An 18835-nucleotide genomic window follows, 5' to 3' on the forward strand; every position below is an offset into this window, starting at 1 on the left:
TCTAGTGCGGGCTGCGCGGGCCGACAACCAACCGCCCGCTACACTCGCCGCCCCGTCCGCACCGTCAGGTCCCCTCAGGCGCACCATGTCCGCACCCGCCGCCGAGCTTTCCGTCACTGTCAGCCCGCTCTCGCCGGGGCCGACCGTCGCCGCCCTGCTGGCGGACGCCCAGCCGGGGGAAACCGTGACCGTCCGCGGCTGGGTCCGCACCCGCCGGGACAGCAAGGCCGGGCTGTCCTTCGTCGAACTGAACGACGGTAGCTGCCTGTCGAACCTGCAACTCGTCCTGCCGCACGAGCTAAAGGAGTTTGAATCGCGGGCCGCCCCGATCACCACCGGCGCCAGCCTCGTGGCCCGCGGGGAGATCGTGGAGTCGCAGGGCAAGAACCAGAGGATCGAACTGCGGGTCGACGACTTCGCCGTCCCCGGGGGAGCCGACCCGGACCGCTATCCCCTGCAAAAGAAGCGGCACAGCTTCGAATACCTGCGGGAGATCGCCCACCTCCGGCCGCGGTCCAACACCTTCGGCGCCGTCGCCCGGGTGCGGAACCGGCTGAGTCACGCGGCGCATGAGTTCTTTCAAGAACGCGGCTTTCTCTACGCCCACACGCCGATCATCACCACCAACGACTGCGAGGGCGCCGGGGAGGTGTTCACCGTCACGGCCCTGAACGCCGCGAAGTTGGCGGAAGCGGCCGCGGCCGGCGACTTCTCCCGCGATTTCTTCGGCAAGCACGCGGGTCTGACGGTCAGCGGGCAGTTGGAGGGGGAGGTCTACGCCACCAGCCTCGGCCCGACCTACACCTTCGGCCCCACCTTCCGGGCCGAGAACAGCAACACCCCGCGGCACCTCGCGGAGTTTTGGATGATCGAACCGGAGGTCCCCTTCTGCGATCTCGAAGGCGACATGGACCTGGCGGAGGCATTCGTCAAAGCGACGCTCGCCGCCGTCCGCGAGGATTGCGCCGAAGATCTGGAGTTTTTCGCCCAGCGCATCGACAAAACGCTGCCGGAAACGCTGGACGCCGTCGCCAATCAGGAGTTCGTCCGCCTGCCGTACACGGAGGCGATCGACCTGCTGCAAAACAGCGGCCAGTCCTTCGAGTACCCGGCCGAGTGGGGCCACGACCTGCAAACCGAGCACGAACGCTTCCTCACCGAAACGCACTTCAAACGCCCGGTGATCGTGCACGACTACCCGGCCAGCATCAAGCCGTTCTATATGCGGATGAACGAGCCGGACGAGCAGGGCCGCGAGACCGTGCGGGCGATGGACGTGCTGGCTCCGCGGGTGGGCGAGATCGTCGGCGGCAGCCAGCGGGAAGAGCGGGAGGACGTGCTGGTCAGCCGCATGAAAGGGCAGGGGATCGACCCGGCGAGCCTGTGGTGGTACGTCGAACTGCGAACCTACGGCAGCGTGCCGCACGCCGGGTTCGGGCTAGGACTGGAACGCCTCGTGCAGCTCGCCACCGGGATGCAGAACGTCCGCGACGTGATCCCGTTCCCCCGCACCCCCGGTCACGCGGAGTTCTGACCCCCGGCCGAACGCCCCCGCCGCCGACGGTGTCCGCCGCCCCGTGTTCCTCTCCCTCGCAACCACCGCCCCGCGGGCCGCGGATCTCGGCTTTCTACTTCAGAAGCACCCGGAGCGGACGTTTCGGCGGGAGCTGTCCGTCGGCGTCGCGACCGTCTTCTACCCGGAGGCGACGGACGAGCGTTGCGAGGTCTGCCTGCTGCTCGAACCGGACCCGGTCAAACTGGCCCGGGAGGCGATGAAACACGGCGGGTCCGGCGGCGGCCCGAACAGCGGCGGCTACGCCGACGCCAAGCCGTACCTCGCCGGGAGCCTGCTGTCGGTGGCGATCGGGCGGTGCTTCAACTCGGCCCTCGGCGGGCGGGCGAAGGACCGGGTCGAACGACTGACCGAGGACTGGCCGCTGACGATCACGCTCCCCGCGCTGGCCTGCCGCGGCGGACCGGAGGCGGTGCGAGCTGCCTGGGAACCGCTGGGCTACGACTGCGACGTCGCCGCCCTCCCGCTGGACCCGGAGCGGCCGACGTGGGGCGACGCGGCCGTCTGCCGCGTCACGCTGACCGGCGCCCAACCGATTCCCGCGGTCCTCAACCACCTCGCCGTGCTGCTCCCGGCGTTGGAGGGCGACCGGCACCACTACGTCGGCGACGCGGAAGTCGAAAAGCTGCTTCGCCGCGGCGGGGAGTGGCTGGCGACGCACCCGCACCGCGACCGGCTCGTCGCCTTCAGCCTGAAGCGACGCGGTTCTCTGGTCGCCGACGCTCTCGAACAGCTGGACGAACTCGCCGAGTCCGCGGCTCCGACAGCCGCAGAGGCGCCCGCGGCCCCACCCGCCGCCGACAGCCCAAGGGGACCCCGGCTTCACGAACAACGCCTCGACGCCATTGTCGGCGTGCTGACCGAATCGGCCCGCGGGATCGCCTCCGTCGCCGACCTCGGCTGCGGAGAAGGAAAACTGCTCCGCCGGTTGATCGACGAACCGCGTTTCGACCGGCTGATCGGGATGGATGTCTCCGCCCCGCTACTGGCCCGCACCGCGGACCGCCTGCACCTGGACCGCAGCGGGTTGCGGGATCGCGTCGCCCTCATACAGGGTTCCCTCACCCTGCGGGACGACCGGCTGAGCGGGTTCGACGCCGCCGTGCTGTGCGAGGTGATCGAACACCTCGACCCGCACCGGCTGGACGCCGTCGCCGCGAGCGTGTTCGGCTGCGCCGCCCCCGGCACGGTCGTGCTCACCACGCCGAATCGGGAGTACAACGCCGCTTGGGAAACCCTGCCCGCGGGCGCCTTCCGACACGGCGACCACCGGTTCGAATGGACCCGGGCGGAGTTCGCCGCCTGGACGGACGCCGTCGCCGCCCGCTACCGCTACGCCGTGGAGCGACGTCCCCTTGGCGAGGACCATCCGGAGCTCGGCCCGCCGTCGCAGCTGGCGATCTTCACCCGCCAGGGCGAGCGGGGGGCGTGAGCACCCTGAGCCTGTTCAACTCCCCCTCCAAACTCACCCCCTCATGGGGCTGACGCCCCACGTTCGCCCTTGGTTGCATGAACATCGAACTGCCCGACCTGTCGCTCGTCTGCCTGGTGGGGGCCAGCGGGGCGGGGAAATCGACGTTCGCCCAGCGCCATTTCCGCCCGACGGAGGTGTTGAGCAGCGACGCCTTCCGCGGCTGGGTGGCGGATGACGAGGCGGATCAGTCCGCGACCGCCGACGCCTTCGCCGCCCTGTTCCACCTCGCCGGCGTTCGCCTGGGACGCGGCCGGCTGACGGTGATCGACGCCACCCACGCCCGCCGGGCGGACCGCGAAAAGGCGATCGTCTTGGCCCGCGAACATCACGCGGTTCCCGTGGCGATCGCGCTGGCCCCGCCGGTGGAGGTCTGCCTTCAGCGGCACGCCGACCGACAGGACCGGGAGTTCGCCGCGCGGGTGATCCGCGACCAGAGCCGCACTGTCGAACGCAGCCTCAAGCATCTGCGGAAGGAAGGCTTTCGCCGCACCTGGGTCCTGCGGGAGCCGGAGCAGATCGACGCCGCGACTGTGGAGCGCGTGCCGCTGGACTGCCGCCGGCACGCAGACGACCGCGGGCCGTTCGACCTGATCGGAGACGTGCACGGCTGCAGGGAGGAACTGATCGAACTGCTCGATGCTCTTGGCTATCAGCCGGCCGGCGACGCCGGGTTCGCCCACCCGGCGCGGCGGAAGGCGGTGTTCCTCGGCGACCTCTGCGACCGCGGGCCGGACAGCGCCGGCGTGTTTCGCACGGCGATGGCGATGTGCGGTGCCGGCCACGCCTACGCCGTGCCGGGCAACCACGACGTGAGACTGCTCCGGGCACTGCGCGGCAGGAACGTGCATCGAACGCACGGCCTGGAAGAGACATTGACTCAATTTGACTCCCTGCCGGACTCCGAGCGGGAGTCCCTGGGGGAGTCAACGGTTCGCTTCATCGACGATCTGCCGTCGCACCTCGTGCTGGACGGGGGAAGGCTAGTCGCGGCGCATGCCGGGTTGCCCGAGGTCATGCACGGCCGGGCCGGCGGGGCGGCGCGCGAGTTCTGCCTCTACGGCCAGACGACCGGGCGGCTGACGGAGGAGGGGTTCCCCGCGCGCCTCGACTGGGCCGCAGACTACGCCGGGGCCGCGGCGGTGGTGCACGGGCACGTCGCCGTCAACGCGGCGGTGTGGCGGAACAACGTGCTGAACCTCGACACCGGCTGCGTGTTCGGCGGCCGACTATCCGCCCTGCGGTGGCCGGAGCGGGAGATCGTCAGCGTCCCGGCGCACCGCACGCACTCCGAACGGTCGTCGCCGCTGCCCTCGCCGTTTCCCGACGACCCCGCCGGCGGCTCCCTGCCGGACGCCGCCGACCTGCTGGGCAAAAGCGGACACGAGACGGGGCTGATGGGCCGCATCACCGTCCGGGCGGAGCAGTCCGCCGCGGCGTTGGAGACGATGGCCCGCCACGGCGTCGACCCGCGGTGGCTGGTGCACCTCCCGCCGACGATGAGCCCCTGCGGGACCGCGAGGCGTGAGGGATTCCTCGAACACCCCGCCGAGGCGTTCGCCGACTATGCCGCCGCCGGGGTGAAAGAGGTCGTGTGCGAGGAGAAGCACATGGGCAGCCGGGCCATGCTGGTCGTCTGCCGCGACGCGGCGACCGCCGCGGAACGCTTTGGCGTGACGGACGGCTCCCTCGGCGAGTGCTGGACCCGCACCGGCCGACGGTTCTTCAACGATCCGGCGGTGCACGAGGCCTTCTTGGCCCGGGTGCGGGACGCGGCGACGGCGGCGGGACTGTGGGAGGAACTGGCGTCTGGCTGGCTCTGCCTCGACGCGGAGTTGCTGCCGTGGAACCTGAAGGCGGACGCCCTGATCCGCGGCGCCTTCGCCCCGACGGCCGCGGCCGGGCTGGCCGCGACCGACGCCGCCGCGGAGGCGCTCGAAAGGGCGACGGCCCGCGGAGTCGACCTCGCCGACGACGCGGCCCGGCTCCGCGGACGGCACGACGACCTGCTCCGCTACCGGGACGCCCTTCGGCAGTACGTCGCGGAGGCGAACGGGCTGGACGGCGTGCGGCTCGCCCCGTTCCACCTGCTCGCCCATGAACGCAGCGTGAACCACACGCGACCGCACCGCTGGCACCTCGAACGGCTGGACCGGCTGTGCGAGGCGGACGCCGGGCTGTTCCTCCGCACGGACCGGCGGTTTCTCGACCCGTCGGACCCGGCCGCGGTCGAGGCGGCGACGGCCTGGTGGGAAGAACGAACCGCCGCGGGCGGGGAGGGGATGGTGGTCAAACCGGCGGACTTCACCGTCCGGGAGGGCCGTAAACTCCTGCAACCCGGCGTGAAGGTGCGGGGCCGGGAGTACCTGCGGCTGATCTACGGACCGCACTACCTTGATCCGGCGAACCTGAAGCGCCTGCGGGACCGCTCGCTGGGCCGCAAGCGGGGGCTGGCCCTGCGAGAGTTCGCCCTCGGCGTGGAGTCGCTGACGCGGTTCGTGAACCGTGAGCCGCTCCGCCGGGTCCATCCGCCGGTCTTCGCCGTGCTGGCGCTGGAAAGCGAGCCGGTCGACCCGCGGCTGTAGGCTCTCGCCGTTCCGCCCCGCCGCGTTCCGTCCTCCCGCCCCGGCCCCATGCGTTCCCCGCTGTTCGATCGTCAGATCCTGCGGGTCGTCATCGGCTCTCGGGCCTACGGACTGGACGACGAGGGCAGCGACACGGACCGCCGCGGCGTCTTCCTGCCCCCCGCGGCGGCCCACTGGTCGCTGGAGGGCGTGCCGGATGTGCTTCGGGACGACGACCAGGAGGAGATGGCCTGGGAACTGGCCCGCTTCCTGCGGCTGGCGCTGAAGGGAAACCCGACCGTGTTGGAGGTCCTGTTCACGCCGTTGGTGGAGTACGCCACGCCGCTGGGGCGGGAACTGCTCGGGCTACGGACGGCGTTCCTCTCGAAACGGCTGCACGGCACCTGCGGGGGATACGCCGATCAGCAGTTCGCCAAGCTGCAACGCCGAGCGGACGCGCACCGGCCGCTGAACTGGAAGCACGCCGCCCACTGCCTGCGACTGCTGGCGACGGGTGCGAAGGCGTTGGCCGGCGATGGGTTCCCGGTCTCTGTCGGCCCCCATCGCGACGTGCTGCTGAGCGTGCGGCGAGGGGAGAAATCATTGGAGGAGGTGGACGACCTTGCGGCGGAGTGGCGGTCCGGCCTCGATCGGGCCCTCCGGAACAGCCCGTTGCCGGACGAGCCGGACGCCGCCGCGGTCGACGCTTTCCTCATTCACGCCCGCCGCCGCGCCGCCGACTCGGACGCCCTGCCGTGACGCCTTACCCCCACGACCCCACGGCGCTCCCCGCGGTGCGAGCCGCGGTCGCGGAACACCCGTACCCGCTGGCGTTCGCGACAGTCAGCGGGGCGCACCTGTACGGCTTCCCGTCGGCCGACAGCGACGTGGACCTCCGCGGCGTCCACCTCCTCCCGCCCGGCGAACGCGTCCCCCGCCGTCGCGGCAAACCGCGGGACACGATCGACACGACCCGGGTCGTGGGCGGGCTGGAGATCGACCTCGTCACACACGACGCCGCCAAGTTCTTCGCCCTGATGCTGCGGCCGAACGGGTACGTGCTGGAACAGGTCCTCTCGCCGCTGATCGTGCAGGGCGGGCCGGCGCTGGACGAACTGCGGGAACTGGCCGCCGGGTGCGTCACCCGCGGCCACGCCCGGCACTACCTCGGTTTCGCCCGCACCCAGCGGGAACTGCTCGCCAAGCACGACCCGCCGCGGCTCAAGCCGGCGCTGTACCTGTACCGTGTGCTGCTCACAGGGATCCATCTGATGGAAACCGGCGAGGTCGAGGCGAACCTGCCCACGCTACTGGCCACCCGTCAGCAGGCCGGGGTGGCGGAGTTGATCGAGCGAAAGCGGGCCGGGGCGGAACAGGAACCGCTGTCGGCCGCGGAGGCGGCGGAGCACGTGACGGCGTTCGACCGCCTGCGGGACGAACTCGAAGTCGCCCAGGACCGCTCGACCCTGCCGGAGGAACCGACAGCCGCCGCGGGGCTGGACGATCTGCTCCGGCGCCTGCGGACCGGGGCGATTTGAGACGGTTCGCCGATTTTCGCGCGAACCTCGGTTGCTGACTCGCGTCCGTGAGGTAGGATGGTGACCCGCAGCAAGTTCCCCCCGGAACTCACTGCGGCACCCAATGACGCGGGGTGGAGCAGCCAGGTAGCTCGCGAGGCTCATAACCTCGAGGTCGCAGGTTCGAATCCTGTCCCCGCCATCAATCAGAAACGCCCCCGGAGTTCGCTCCGGGGGCGTTTTTTCATGTACTGAGGCGAGCGAGGGGGCGTCAGCCCCCCGTGCCTTGCACATCGTCTCACGCCCCACGGGGGGCTGACGCCCCCTCGCTCGCCTTGACTCACTTCACCGTAAAGTTCAGTTCCGTCTCGGCGTGGGCGTTGCCCAAGGTGTCCTCGACGGTCAGCTTCAGGACGTGCGGACCGAGGCCGATGCGGGCGGGGATCTTCAGTTCGTAGATCAGGAAGTAGTCCTGACGGTGGTTGTCGCAGAGGTCGACGGTCACCGGCTTGTCCAGCGGCAGGGTGTCGACCAGCTCGGAGCCGCCGGCCCGGAAGATCTCGACCTTGCTCCGCAGCACCGTGCGGTAGCGGCCCTCGAGAGTGCGTTCGCTGGTGAAGTTCTCGACCGCGGCGTAGATCAGCACCGGCTCGTTCGGGGTGAACTCGTCCCGGTCGAACGTCTGCACGTTGCCGAAGCTGTCGACGCGGTGGCAGAAGTTCACGTCCTTCAACGTGAGGTTCGCCTTCTCCGACAGCTTGACCGCCGCGGTGCGGAGGGCGGCGACGGCGTGCGTCGCCCGGTCGGTGGCGTTCGGAATGGATTTCGTGTCCATCTCCGTCGACAGCGCCCAGAAGGTGTGCTGCCAGAACTCCTGCTCTGCGGGGGGCAGGCCGGGAATGGCTTCGAGAGCGCGACCGTAGGCGTCCGGGTCGGAACTGCCGGCGATGAGGTGGAGGAGGCGGAGGTGAATTTCGGCCTCGGCCCGTTCCCGTTCCGCAGTGGCCTTCTGCTCGGTGCCGACGGCGGAGCGGACGGCGGCCGCGGCGAGGTCGGCCCGGCGGCGGGCGGCCTGTTCGAGCGCCTCCAGGCGACCGTCGAAGTCTTCCACGCCGGGGCCGGCGCCGTGCGCCCCGAACCCGTTCGGGCCGGGATCGTACAGCGGGCTGGCGGAGTTGAGGTCCAACGGGGCGGCACCGGGGGCGAGTAGGGCCGCCGGCGGGGGGAGGGCCTCGGCGACGCGGGTCGGCTGGCCGACCGGCTGCGGGGGCGCCGTCAGCGGCGTCGGTTCGGGGACCGGCGCCGGCTCCGGCGACGGCGGCAGACCGGGGAACAGAGAGGAGACCCGGTTGCGGACGGATTCGACCCGATCGGCGGGCGGCGCCGGCGTGATGTACGCCACGGGACGCACCTGGGCATCGCCGGTCATGCCGGTGACGGACGCCTGCGTGTGGGTGTCGGCGGAAATCTCATAGGGTCCGGCGGCGATGACGCGGGCCGGCTCGGCCGGGGGCGTCGCGTACGCCGCCGCGGCGGGAACGACCGGCGAGGCGGCGGCCAGCGCCGGCGCCTTCGCGTCCATCTGGCGAACCATCCGGCGGATGCGAATCACCTGTTCGACCATCGCCTCGTCCAGCTTCGCCCACTCCGCGGCGAGTTCGTTGCGTTCCTGCACCGGGGCCAGGGCCAGTTCCTCCGCGATCAGCACCTGCGTCGCCGGCGACCGTAGGCCCGAGGAGGAGGAACGCCCGGAGGAAGCCGACACGGCGGACGCGGCGACGACCGCCCCCGGCAGCGGCTCCGCCGGAGGGGCGATCGGGGGGACGGGCAGCTCGACGTCGGCGGCGGACGGGTCGTCGGCGGAGTCCGCCTGGACGAGCGCTTCCGTCGCCGGATCGATTGTCCGGGAGGTGATGGACTCCGGCAATACGGCGCATCCGGCGCCCCAAACGATCGACGCCGCCGCGAGCAGCGGGCATAGGGTGGGAAGTCGGGAACTGTGGGCGTGGTGGCGCACGCGGCAGCCTTCGCGTTGCGGGAGGTCGGCCGGTTCTAGACCATGCCCGCCGAACCCGACAAGACGATCCCTCCGCACCCGAATCCGCGACGACGGCCGCCGCGGCGCCGCCCGCCATGATCCGTCCCGCACCGCTCGCCGTCCTCGCCCTCGTCCTGCTGGGCGGGGGGGCGATCGGCTGCGGAGGGAGCGATCCCGCCCCGGCCCCCGCTCCCGAAACCGCCCCCGCCCCCGCCCCGACGGCAATCGACCCGGCCAAAGGCTCCCCTGCGGCTACGGCGGCGGCGGCGGCGACCGAGCCCGGACAGCCGGCGCCCCCGCGGGCAAAAGCGCCGCCTCCGGCGGCCGGGAGACGAGGCGGCGAACCGAGCGGCTACGGGGAGGCAATTCGCCGCGGCCTGCGGGCCGGGCACGCGTCCGTGGTGCGGCAGTCGCTCCCCCCGGGGGCGGTCGCGGCGGTGGGGGCGTTTCGCCGGGCGCTGGTTCGGGCCGAACCGCAGGAACGGGCCGCGGCGCTGCAGGCGGTGAGCACGCTCGCGGACCTGATCGAGCGGCAGGGAACCTTTCTCGCCGCGACGGAGGCCGTGCAACAGGGATCGACGCCGGGGGTCCGTCTGCCGGGGTGGGTGGCGCCGGCGCTGCGGGCGATCGCCGCCGGCCCCGCGGCGTCGGCCGATCCGGCGACGCTCACCGACGCCGAACTGATCGACGGCACCGTCGCCGAACTGCTGAAGGACCCGACCTTCCAACGCGGCCTGGAGCGTTGGACCGTGGCGGAGGACGTCCCCCTGAAACCGCCCGAGTCGAACGCGGACGAACCGGGGCAGGAGACCGTGGACGTCGTCACCCTTCGCAATCCGGAGGGGGAAGAGGCGTCAATCCCGGTGGTGGCCTCGGAGGGGGCGTGGGCGCCGGCGATCCTGGAGGCGACGGCGCCCATCTGGGCGGCGAAGGCGGACTCCGCCGGGGGCACCGGCGCCGCGGCGGTGCTGGCGGCGGCGGGGCCGCATCTGGATGCGGCCCTCGCCGCAAAGACGCAGGCGGCGTTCGATCAGGCGTTGCGGGAGGCGACGGACGCGGCGCTCGCCGCCGCCGCCGACCCGCCGGCGCCGGTGCCGGACGCGCAGCGGGTGACGGTCGAGTTCACCCGTCCCCTCACCGCCCGGCAGGCGGCCGATCTGCTGGCGCTACTGGAATCCGTGACGGACGACCCCGCCCGGGCCGTCAGCCGGGCCGCCCCACGGGCCAACGGGCCGGGGTGGCGGGTGACGGTCGGCCCGGTGGCGGACGTGGCGGCGTGGCTGGCCCGCGTCCCGCCGCTGGCGGGGGCCGCGGTGGAGGGCCGCACCGTCACGATCGCCTACGAACCGCCGCCCGCGGAGCCGGCGCCGGGGGGGGAAGCGGGGGGCGGGGTTGAGTCCGGGGAGCGGGCTGGGGCAGACTGAACGGTTCGCCGCCCGTCGCGGGCGCCGTGGGTTCCCCGCTCGTCCGTTCGTCGCCGGTTCGTCTCGCCCGTGTCCCGCCCGTCCGTCGCCGACATCCTCGCCGCCGCCCGGGCGAATCGCCCCGCCGACGAACCGGCGGCTCCGGCGCCGCCCGCCGCGCCGCCGCCCGTGGCGGAGCGACCGGAACCGGCCTCGCGGCCTGAACCGTCCGGTATATCCGGGGACGGCGCCCGGCCGGCATCGGTCACGGCGATGCTGGCGGCGGTGCGGGGGAACGCGGCCGTCGCCGGGAACGGGCGGCCGGCGCCGCCGTCGACGGGCGCCATGCTGGCGGCCGTCCGCGGGGCGGGGGGCGGGAATCGGCCGGCGTCGGTCGCGGCGATGCTGGAGGCGGTCCGGGGCCCGGCCGGGTCGAACGCTCCGCCCTCGATCGCCGCGATGCTGGCGGCGGTGCGGGGGGATGCGGCGCCCGCGGGAGCCGCCAGTTCGCCCCCGTCCGTCGCGGCGATGCTGGCGGCGGTGGGGCATCAGGTCGCCAAGCCGGCGGTCGCACCCGCGAAAAAGACCTCTTCCACCGAGACGAGCGGGGAGGCCCGGCCGTCGGTGGCGGCGATCCTCGCCGCGGCCCGGGCCGCCGACGGCCCCGGCGGTGGAGCGACCGCCGCCCCCAAGCCGACCCCGGCGAAGGCGGCGCCCGCCCAGGCTGTGAAACCCACCGGCCGCCCCAGCGCTGCGGAGATCGTCGCCCGGGCTCGGGGGAAAGCCGCCCCCGCGGCGAAGAAAGCGGTCGCCAAAACGGCTCCGGGTGGCCCGCCGCCGGTGCCGCTGTCCGTCGGGGAGATGATCGCCGCGATCCGAGCGAAGGAAGTTCCTGCGACGGTCGTTCGCTCACCGCGGCCCCGCGGGGGGTGGTTTGCGCGGCTGTTTGAGTCACGGGCCTGACGGATTTCGGGCCTGACGGGGGCGACTCGCCGGTCGTAGCGGTTCCGCCGGCGGAGTTCGACGCGGGACAGGTGCGGCACTGCGACCGGGTTTCCGTCTCGCATCCACGGATTACCATGTCGGCCGCACTCGAACCTCCGGTCTGCCCTGATGCGTTCCCGCCCCCCCGCCGCCGCCCCGCTCGCCGTGCGTCTGTCGCTGGGCGGGTGGTTGGCCGGGTTCGTTCTCGTAGGAATCACCGGCTGCGAGCCGGCGCCGGAACCGGCGTTCGTCCCGCCACCGAAGTACGCTGGCCTGCTGGAAGAACTGCGGACCGGCACCCGGGCTGAAGTCGAGGACTTCGAGACCGGCGAGCGGGAGGAGCGGGACCTCGTGGGCTTTGACGAAGCCCTGCTCAAGCGATTCGGCACGCCGACCGACCCGGCGGTGTTCACCTCGCTGCCGGTGGAGTTCAGTTCCCAGCGGGCGGAGGTGACGGAGGTGACGGAGGACCCGGAGGCGAAAACCACCACCTTCCTCCTCGCCCCGGTCGCCGGGACGGAAGCCCTGCCGCCGATCGCCGTCGGCGACGTGCTGCACTGGAACGGCGAGATGGGCAAGCCGCACGAGGCCGCGGTGACGGCCGTTGAGGGCGACGCCGTCACGATCCCGCTGATCCCCTTCGAGAACTATCCCGCGGCGTTCCCGCCGGCGTTTGACGAAGCGACCGGCGAGCCCCTGCCGGCGACGCTCGTCGTCGGCGACGCCGAACTGCTGGAGCAGGGGCGAGACCTCTACACGGTGCACTGCATGCACTGTCACGGCTCGGCCGGGGGCGGGGACGGGCCGACCGCGAAGTACCTCCATCCGCTGCCGCGGGACTATCGGCTCGGCGTTTACAAGTTCACCTCGACCGGCTCCGGCGTGCCCAGCCGGGAGGACCTGACCCGCGTGCTGCGGGAGGGCATTCCCGGCACCTATATGCCGTCGTTCCACCCGGCGCTGAACGCAGCCCAGACGGCCGCGGTGGTGGAGTACGTTCGCTGGCTGTCGATGCAGGGCCAATACGCCGGGGCGCTGGCGAACGAGGCGGACGTCTTCTACGGGGCGCAGGCGATCGAGGAGCGGTTGTCGTCTGAAGAAGGGCTGACGCGGGAGGACCTCGTCAAGGAACTGACCGACGCCTGGGACTACAACGTCTCCGATCAATTGACGTTCATCACCGCCCCCGTCGCGGAGCCCTGGGCGCTGGCGGAGACCGAGCCGCCCGTCACGCCGGGCGAACCGCGGCCCGTGCTGACGGGCGCAGAGTTGGCGGCGTCCGTGGAGCGGGGCCGGGGGTTGTACCTGCAAAAGAGCACCCAGTGCGCGAGCTGCCACGGCTCGCGGGGGCTGGGCAACGGGCCGCAGACGGTCAGCGTGCTGATCGACGCCGCCACCGGGCAGCCGTACGCCGAGCCCGGCATCCACGACGTCTGGGGCGAGGTGGTGATGCCGCGGAACCTGACCCGCGGGATTTACCGCGGCGGGCGGCGGCCGATCGATCTGTACCGGCGGGTGCACTCCGGCATCGTCGGTTCCAACATGCCCGGCTTCGGCGATAACCTGTCGGACGCGCAGATCTGGGACCTGGTGAACTTCCTGCTCGCGCTGCCGCTCGATCCGTCGCTGCTGGACGGGGCGGAGCCGGAGCCGACGGCTGACCCGACGGCCGAGGAACCCGCAGTCGCCGCCGCTCCCGCCCGCGTTCTCCCGTCGCCCGTCGTCCCGCCCACCGCCTCGCAGAAGAAGGCCGACCGATCGTGAAGTGGGTTTGGGTAGGCTTGTTCGCACTCTGGCCGGTGGCCGCCGTCGCCGTATTGGCGGCGTCGCCGGGGCTGGGCTGGTGGTTCCCGCAGTCTTACGTCGACGAGGCGGGCGCCGGTTCGCTGGAGAGCGTCAACCCGCTGGGGCGGGAGATCGATCACCTGTTCTACGTGATCCTCGTCATCTGCGGGGTCGTGTTCGTGCTGACGCAGATCGGGCTCGCCTGGGCACTGTTCGGCGCCGCGGGGCGGAGCAGGGCCCGCTACCTGCACGGCAATCACGTGCTAGAGGTGGTCTGGACGCTGATCCCCGCGGCGGCGCTGTTCTTCATCGCCTTCTATCAGATGGGGGCGTGGGCGAAGTTTCGGGTGGAAAGCTACTACCCGGAGGGCGTCACGCCGGTCGCGGAGGTGACGGCCCGGATGTACGAGTGGCGGATCCGCTACCCGGCCCCCGGCAAGCCGCTGATGGACACGCCGCAGCCGGACGACCTGTACGCGGTGAACGAACTGCTGATCCCCGCGGGGCAGCCGGTGCTGATCCAGCTTCGCAGCGAGGACGTGCAGCACTCCTTCAGCCTGCCGCAGTTCCGTATCAAGCAGGACGCGCTGCCGGGGCAACGCATCCCGGTCTGGTTCCAGGCGGACGTGCCGGGCGAGTACGTGCTGCTCTGCCAGGAACTGTGCGGCTGGGGGCATTATAAAATGGGCGGCGTCGTGAAGGCGGCGCCGCCGGAGGAGCACGCCGCCGCGATGGCCGCCTTCGCCGCCGAACGCCGCAGCGACGGCGTGACGGTCGAAAACGACGAAGTCACCGCCGCTTTGCCAGATACGGATTCGACCGAGCCGGGGGAACGGAACTGATGGCGACGCTCTCCCCCCCCGCCACCGACGCCTTCCCCGGCGGCGACCCGCACGGCGCCTCGGGCGCCCACGCCGGCCACAAACGGCCCGGGTTCCTGCGGCGGTACGTGTTCAGTACCGATCACAAGGTGATCGGGATGCAGTTTCTGCTGACGACGCTGTTGATGCTGTTCGTCGGCGGGGCCTTCGCGCTGGCGATCCGCTGGCAGCTGGCCTACCCGTGGGAACCGCTGCCGATCCTCGGCAACGCGTTGTTTCCCACCACCGGCGGACGGATTACGCCGGAGTTCTACACCATGCTGTTCACCATGCACGGCACGGTGATGGTGTTCCTGGTGATCATCCCGATCCTGGCCGGGGCGTTCGGTAACTTCTTGATCCCGCTCCAGATCGGGGCGGAGGACATGGCGTTCCCGAAGCTCAATATGGCGAGCTACTGGATCTACTGGCCGGCGGTGTTCTGCTTCGGCTACAGCTATTACGCGGCGGGGAACTTCGCCGCCGGGCCGTCGAGCGGGTGGACGGCGTATCCGCTGCTCAGTGCCTTGCCGGACGCCAACCCCGGCACCGGGCCGGCTCAGAGCTGGTGGTTGTACGGGCTGACGCTGGTCGGCGTGAGCTCGATGATGGGGTCGGTGAATTACCTCACCACGATCATCAACATGCGGGCGCCGGGCATGACGCTGTTCCGCATGCCGATGAGCATCTGGGGGATGTTCATCACCGCGATTCTGCAGGCGTTCGCCCTGCCGGTGCTGACCGCGGCGAGCTTGATGCTGATCGCCGACCGCGAACTGGGCACCTGCTTTTTCATCCCCACAGGCCAACTGCTGCCGGGCGAGGACGCGGCGACGATCGGCGGGGGTCAGCCGTTGCTCTGGCAACACCTGTTCTGGTTCTACTCGCACCCGGCGGTGTACATCATGCTGCTGCCGGCGATGGGCATGGTCAGCGACATGCTGGCCTGCCACTGCCGCAAGCCGCTGTTCGGCTATAAGCCGATGATTTACAGCATGACGGCGATCGCGGGCCTCGGGTTCGTCGTGTGGGGCCACCACATGTTCACCTCGGGGATGAACCCGGCGCTGGGCATGACGTTCATGGTCAGCACCGTGTTGATCGCGTTGCCCAGCGGAATTAAGGTGTTCAACTGGATCGGCACGATCTGGGGTGGGAAGGTGCGGTTTAATACCGTGCTGCTGAACTGCGCCGCCTTCGTGAGCATGTTTATCACCGGCGGGCTCAGCGGCATCTTCATGGCCGCGGTGCCGGTGGACGTGTACTTCCACGACACCTACTTCATCGTCGCCCACTTCCACTATATTTTGTTCGGGGCGACGCTGTTCGGGGTGTTCGCGGCGATCCATCACTGGTTCCCGAAGATGACGGGCCGGTCGATGAGCGAAGGGCTCGGGCAGTTGCACTTCGGAATCACGTTCCTCGCGTTCCACGGCGTGTTCTTCCCGATGCATATGCTCGGGATGGCCGGGATGCCGCGGCGCTACGCCGACCCCTATGTGCATCCGCCGTTCGAGAATCTGCTGGCTTTAAACGAGTTCATGACCTGGTGCGCGATCGTGATGGGCGCCGCCCAATTGCTGCTGGTCGCGAACTTCTTCGGATCGTGGGCGTTCGGGAAGAAGGCCGGCCGCAATCCGTGGCTGGCGAACGGGCTCGAATGGAGCGCCCCCAGCCCGCCCCCGCACGGGAACTTCGATCTGCCGCCGGTCTGCTACCGCGGGCCGTACGAGTACAGCAGCCCGGTCGTCATGCCGGACCGCGACTACCTGCCGCAGGATGAACCGCCGGAAATGCATGCGGTTCGTGGGGCATGATCGCCGCTTCGCCCACAAACGTACGGGGGGCTGACGCCCCCTCGCTCGCCCCGCAATCGCCCTGGCCGCACCGGGTCGCGTGGCTGCTGGTGTTGTGCACGGTAATTGGCACCGTCGGGCTCGGAGCGACGGTGACGACGCTGGGCGCCGGCATGGCGTTTCTCGACTGGCCGACCAGCGGCGGCGAGAACATGCTCGCCTACAACTTCTTTAACGACATTAAACTCGGGCACACGGATAAGGTGCTCGAACACGTTCACCGTTTGGCGGGGGCGACGACGGGCCTGTTGGCGATCGCGTTGGTCGCCTCGCTCTGGTTCCTCGAACCCCGGCGGTGGGTGCGTGGGCTGGGCGTCGCCGTGCTGGGGATGGTGATCGTGCAGGGGCTCGCCGGGGGTCTGCGGGTGACGGAGATCAGCACGGCCCTCGCCATGCTGCACGGGCACTTCGGGGCCTGCGTGGTGGCGGCGATGTTCGTCGCCGTGCTCGTCACCGGCCGCTCCTGGGCGAACAGCCCACGCGGGCGGGAGACGCCGCCGGTGCGGACCGTCCAATGGCTGACTGGGGCGGCGTTGGCCGTGCTGGTTCTGCAATACGCCCTCGGCGGGATGGTGCGGCACTTCGGCGGGGCGCTGTTCGAGCACCTCGGCGGGGCCGTGCTGGTGGGGCTACTCGCCGCCGCGGCCGGCGGGGCGGGGCTGGCCACTGGCGAACGCTTCCTGCGGTGGAACGCCGCGGCCGTGCTGGGCGTCTTGGGCGGGCAGCTCGTGTTGGGCATGCTGGCGTGGGCGACGCGGTTCGGCGTCGCCGCGGTCGGCACGGTGGCCGTGCAGCACAGCCCGCTGCAGATCATTTCCCGGGGCGGGCACACGGTGTTCGCCATGTTGCTGCTCTCGGCGCTGGTTTGTCAGTGGTTGCGAGCGCGGCGACTGGCGACCGGCGTCGATTCGTCCGAGACTCCGCCGCCGCCCGCCGCTCGCTCCGTCGCTTCGTCCGTGTCCGTCAATCGTCTCCCGACCGCCGCGGGGGTTGCCTCTTGAACGCCGCATCCGCCCCCCTGTCGTCCGTGCGCTCCGCCTCCGCGGACGACCGCTCCTTCGCAGGTCGCCTCGCCGATTACCGTGCGTTGGCGAAGCCGAAGATCGCCGCGATGGCGCTGGTGACGGTGGCCCTGGGCTACCTCGCCGCCGGCGGATCGGACGGGCTCACGCTGCTGCACGCCTCGATCGGCATCACGCTGGTCGCCGCGGCCAGCGGGGCGTTGAACCAATACGCCGAGCGCGACACCGACGCCCGCATGACCCGCACCGCCACCCGCCCGCTGCCGGCGGGGCGGACGAGCGAGACGGAGGCGTTGGTCTTCGGCATCGTCTGTGGGGTGGCGGGGGCGGATTACCTCGCCCTCGCGGTGAACCCGCTGATAGCGTTGCTGGCGTTGATCACGCTGGCCCTTTACGTGGGCGTCTACACGCCGCTGAAGCGGTCGAGCGCCTGGTGCGTGGTCGTCGGAGCCGTGCCGGGGGCGCTGCCGCCGGTGCTGGGCTGGGCGGCGGCCGGCGGGGGGACGCAGCCGGGGACCTGGCTGACGGCCGCGGGGCTGTTCGGGATCCTGTTCCTCTGGCAATTCCCGCACTTCATGGCGATCGCCTGGTTGAATCGGGAGCAGTACGCCAAGGCCGGCCTGCACATGCTGCCGGGCCAACTCCCGCCGGCCGGGTGGGCGGGGAAGACGGCCGTCTGGACGGCCGTGGCACTGCTGCCGGTCGGGTTGCTGCCGACGCTCGGCGGCGGGGTCGGCGTCTGGACCGCGGTTGCGGCGACGCTGGCCGGGGCGGTCTACCTGTTCTACTCGCTCCGTTTCGCCCGGGAGGAAACGCGGCCCAACGCCCGGGCAGTGCTGTTCGCCTCGCTGGGCTACCTGCCGATTCTGCTGCTCGCCGCGGCAATCGAACTGTTGGTGATTCGCTGATGAGCGCCGCGACCGCCCACGCCCCGGTTCCCGCCGGGGAGCCGATCCCGTCGGTGCCCTCCCGGATGGGGCTGCCGATTCCCAACGGCAAGTTGGGGATCTGGCTGTTCCTCGGGACGGAGGTGATGTTTTTCACCGCCCTGATCGGCAGCCTGATCGTGCTGCGGGGCGGTGCGGCGGCGTGGCCGTCGCAGGAGACGATGCACGTCAAGCTGTGGGCCGGGGCGGTGAACACGCTGGTGCTGCTCACCAGCAGTTACTTCGTCGTCGTCGCCCTGACCAAGCTCGGGTCGGGGCATGCGTCCGCGGCTCGGGGGTATCTGGCCCTCACGCTGCTGCTGGCCTGCCTGTTCCTCGGCATCAAAGCTTACGAATACAGCGGCAAGTTCGAACACGACCTGCTCCCCGGCCGGGTGGCGGAGACAGCGGAGACCGCCCGCCGGAAGGTCCTCGCCGGCGCCGGCACTGTCTTGCTGGACGTGCCGGTCGCGGACGAGCCGGTCCCGGTCCGCGTCGCGGCGACGGAGCTGTCCGCCTTCGTCCGGGACGAGAACCCGGCCCCCGGGCCGCTCGCCGAGCGGGTGGAGGCCTTCCGCGAGGAGTTCCCCGCACACGCCACGGCGATCCCGGAGGTGCAGGTCATCCCCGGCGCGAACCTGTGGCTGTCGACCTACTTCCTGATCACCGGCCTGCACGCGGTGCACGTGATCGTCGGCATCCTGCTGCTGGCGATCCCGGCGCTGGCCTGGAGTCTGTCGCGGGCGTGGTTCCCGTACCTGGAGAACGCCGCCCTGTACTGGCACTTCGTCGACCTCGTGTGGATCTTTTTGTTCCCCACCGTCTACCTGATCTGA

At 71.2% G+C, this 18835-nt stretch carries 14 protein-coding genes and 1 tRNA gene; 14 read left to right on the forward strand and 1 reads right to left on the reverse strand.

Features of this window, described 5'->3' with window-relative positions:
* Positions 1-85 precede the first annotated feature (85 nt).
* The 6 genes from asnS (at position 86) to CA12_RS18845 (ending at position 7327) form a co-directional block, all read left to right on the forward strand.
* Positions 86-1534 (forward strand): asparagine--tRNA ligase, encoded by a 1449-nt coding sequence (gene asnS / locus CA12_RS18820; protein ID WP_145360607.1) that lies wholly within the window; start codon positions 86-88, stop codon positions 1532-1534.
* Between the two features lie 43 nt (positions 1535-1577).
* Positions 1578-3005 carry a 3' terminal RNA ribose 2'-O-methyltransferase Hen1 gene (locus tag CA12_RS18825; protein ID WP_145360609.1) on the forward strand — a complete coding sequence of 476 codons (1428 nt, stop codon included), beginning with the start codon at positions 1578-1580 and terminating at the stop codon, positions 3003-3005.
* Between the two features lie 77 nt (positions 3006-3082).
* Complete coding sequence (locus CA12_RS18830) at positions 3083-5629, forward strand: polynucleotide kinase-phosphatase (RefSeq protein ID WP_145360611.1); 2547 nt, start codon at positions 3083-3085, stop codon at positions 5627-5629.
* Positions 5630-5677: 48 nt separating this feature from the next.
* Positions 5678-6367, forward strand: coding sequence for a nucleotidyltransferase domain-containing protein (locus tag CA12_RS18835; RefSeq protein WP_145360613.1), 690 nt, complete (start codon positions 5678-5680; stop codon positions 6365-6367).
* On the forward strand, positions 6364-7146 hold the full coding sequence (locus tag CA12_RS18840) for a nucleotidyltransferase domain-containing protein (protein ID WP_145360616.1): 783 nt from the start codon (positions 6364-6366) through the stop codon (positions 7144-7146). The genes CA12_RS18835 and CA12_RS18840 overlap by 4 nt, the downstream gene beginning before the upstream one ends.
* A 107-nt stretch (positions 7147-7253) precedes the next feature.
* A tRNA-Met gene (locus CA12_RS18845) sits at positions 7254-7327 on the forward strand.
* 138 nt (positions 7328-7465) lie between these two features.
* Here CA12_RS18845 and CA12_RS18850 read toward each other — a convergent pair.
* Positions 7466-9142, reverse strand: a complete 1677-nt coding sequence (locus CA12_RS18850) for a hypothetical protein (protein ID WP_145360618.1) — start codon at positions 9140-9142, stop codon at positions 7466-7468.
* A gap of 116 nt (positions 9143-9258) precedes the next feature.
* On the opposite strand from CA12_RS18850, the gene CA12_RS18855 reads away from it, so the two are divergent.
* The 8 genes from CA12_RS18855 (at position 9259) to CA12_RS18890 (ending at position 18835) form a co-directional block, all read left to right on the forward strand.
* Positions 9259-10587, forward strand: coding sequence for a hypothetical protein (locus CA12_RS18855; protein ID WP_145360620.1), 1329 nt, complete (start codon positions 9259-9261; stop codon positions 10585-10587).
* Positions 10588-10656: 69 nt separating this feature from the next.
* Entirely contained in the window at positions 10657-11529 is an 873-nt protein-coding gene (locus tag CA12_RS18860) for a hypothetical protein (protein WP_145360622.1), read from the forward strand.
* Positions 11530-11679: 150 nt separating this feature from the next.
* Positions 11680-13314 (forward strand): c-type cytochrome, encoded by a 1635-nt coding sequence (locus CA12_RS18865; protein WP_145360624.1) that lies wholly within the window; start codon positions 11680-11682, stop codon positions 13312-13314.
* 35 nt (positions 13315-13349) lie between these two features.
* Positions 13350-14177, forward strand: a complete 828-nt coding sequence (locus CA12_RS18870) for a cytochrome c oxidase subunit II (RefSeq protein ID WP_242688026.1) — start codon at positions 13350-13352, stop codon at positions 14175-14177.
* Positions 14177-16012, forward strand: coding sequence for a cytochrome c oxidase subunit I (locus tag CA12_RS18875; RefSeq protein WP_145360628.1), 1836 nt, complete (start codon positions 14177-14179; stop codon positions 16010-16012). Before CA12_RS18870 ends, CA12_RS18875 begins: the two co-directional genes overlap by 1 nt.
* Positions 16009-17052, forward strand: coding sequence for a COX15/CtaA family protein (locus tag CA12_RS22885; protein WP_145360630.1), 1044 nt, complete (start codon positions 16009-16011; stop codon positions 17050-17052). Before CA12_RS18875 ends, CA12_RS22885 begins: the two co-directional genes overlap by 4 nt.
* Positions 17053-17078: 26 nt before the next feature.
* Positions 17079-17981, forward strand: a complete 903-nt coding sequence (gene cyoE, locus CA12_RS22890; RefSeq protein WP_242688028.1) for a heme o synthase — start codon at positions 17079-17081, stop codon at positions 17979-17981.
* On the forward strand, positions 17981-18835 hold the full coding sequence (locus CA12_RS18890) for a cytochrome c oxidase subunit 3 (protein WP_145360633.1): 855 nt from the start codon (positions 17981-17983) through the stop codon (positions 18833-18835). The genes cyoE and CA12_RS18890 overlap by 1 nt, the downstream gene beginning before the upstream one ends.

Origin of the sequence: Alienimonas californiensis (genome assembly GCF_007743815.1) — a bacterium.
In the GTDB taxonomy this organism is placed as follows: domain Bacteria; phylum Planctomycetota; class Planctomycetia; order Planctomycetales; family Planctomycetaceae; genus Alienimonas; species Alienimonas californiensis.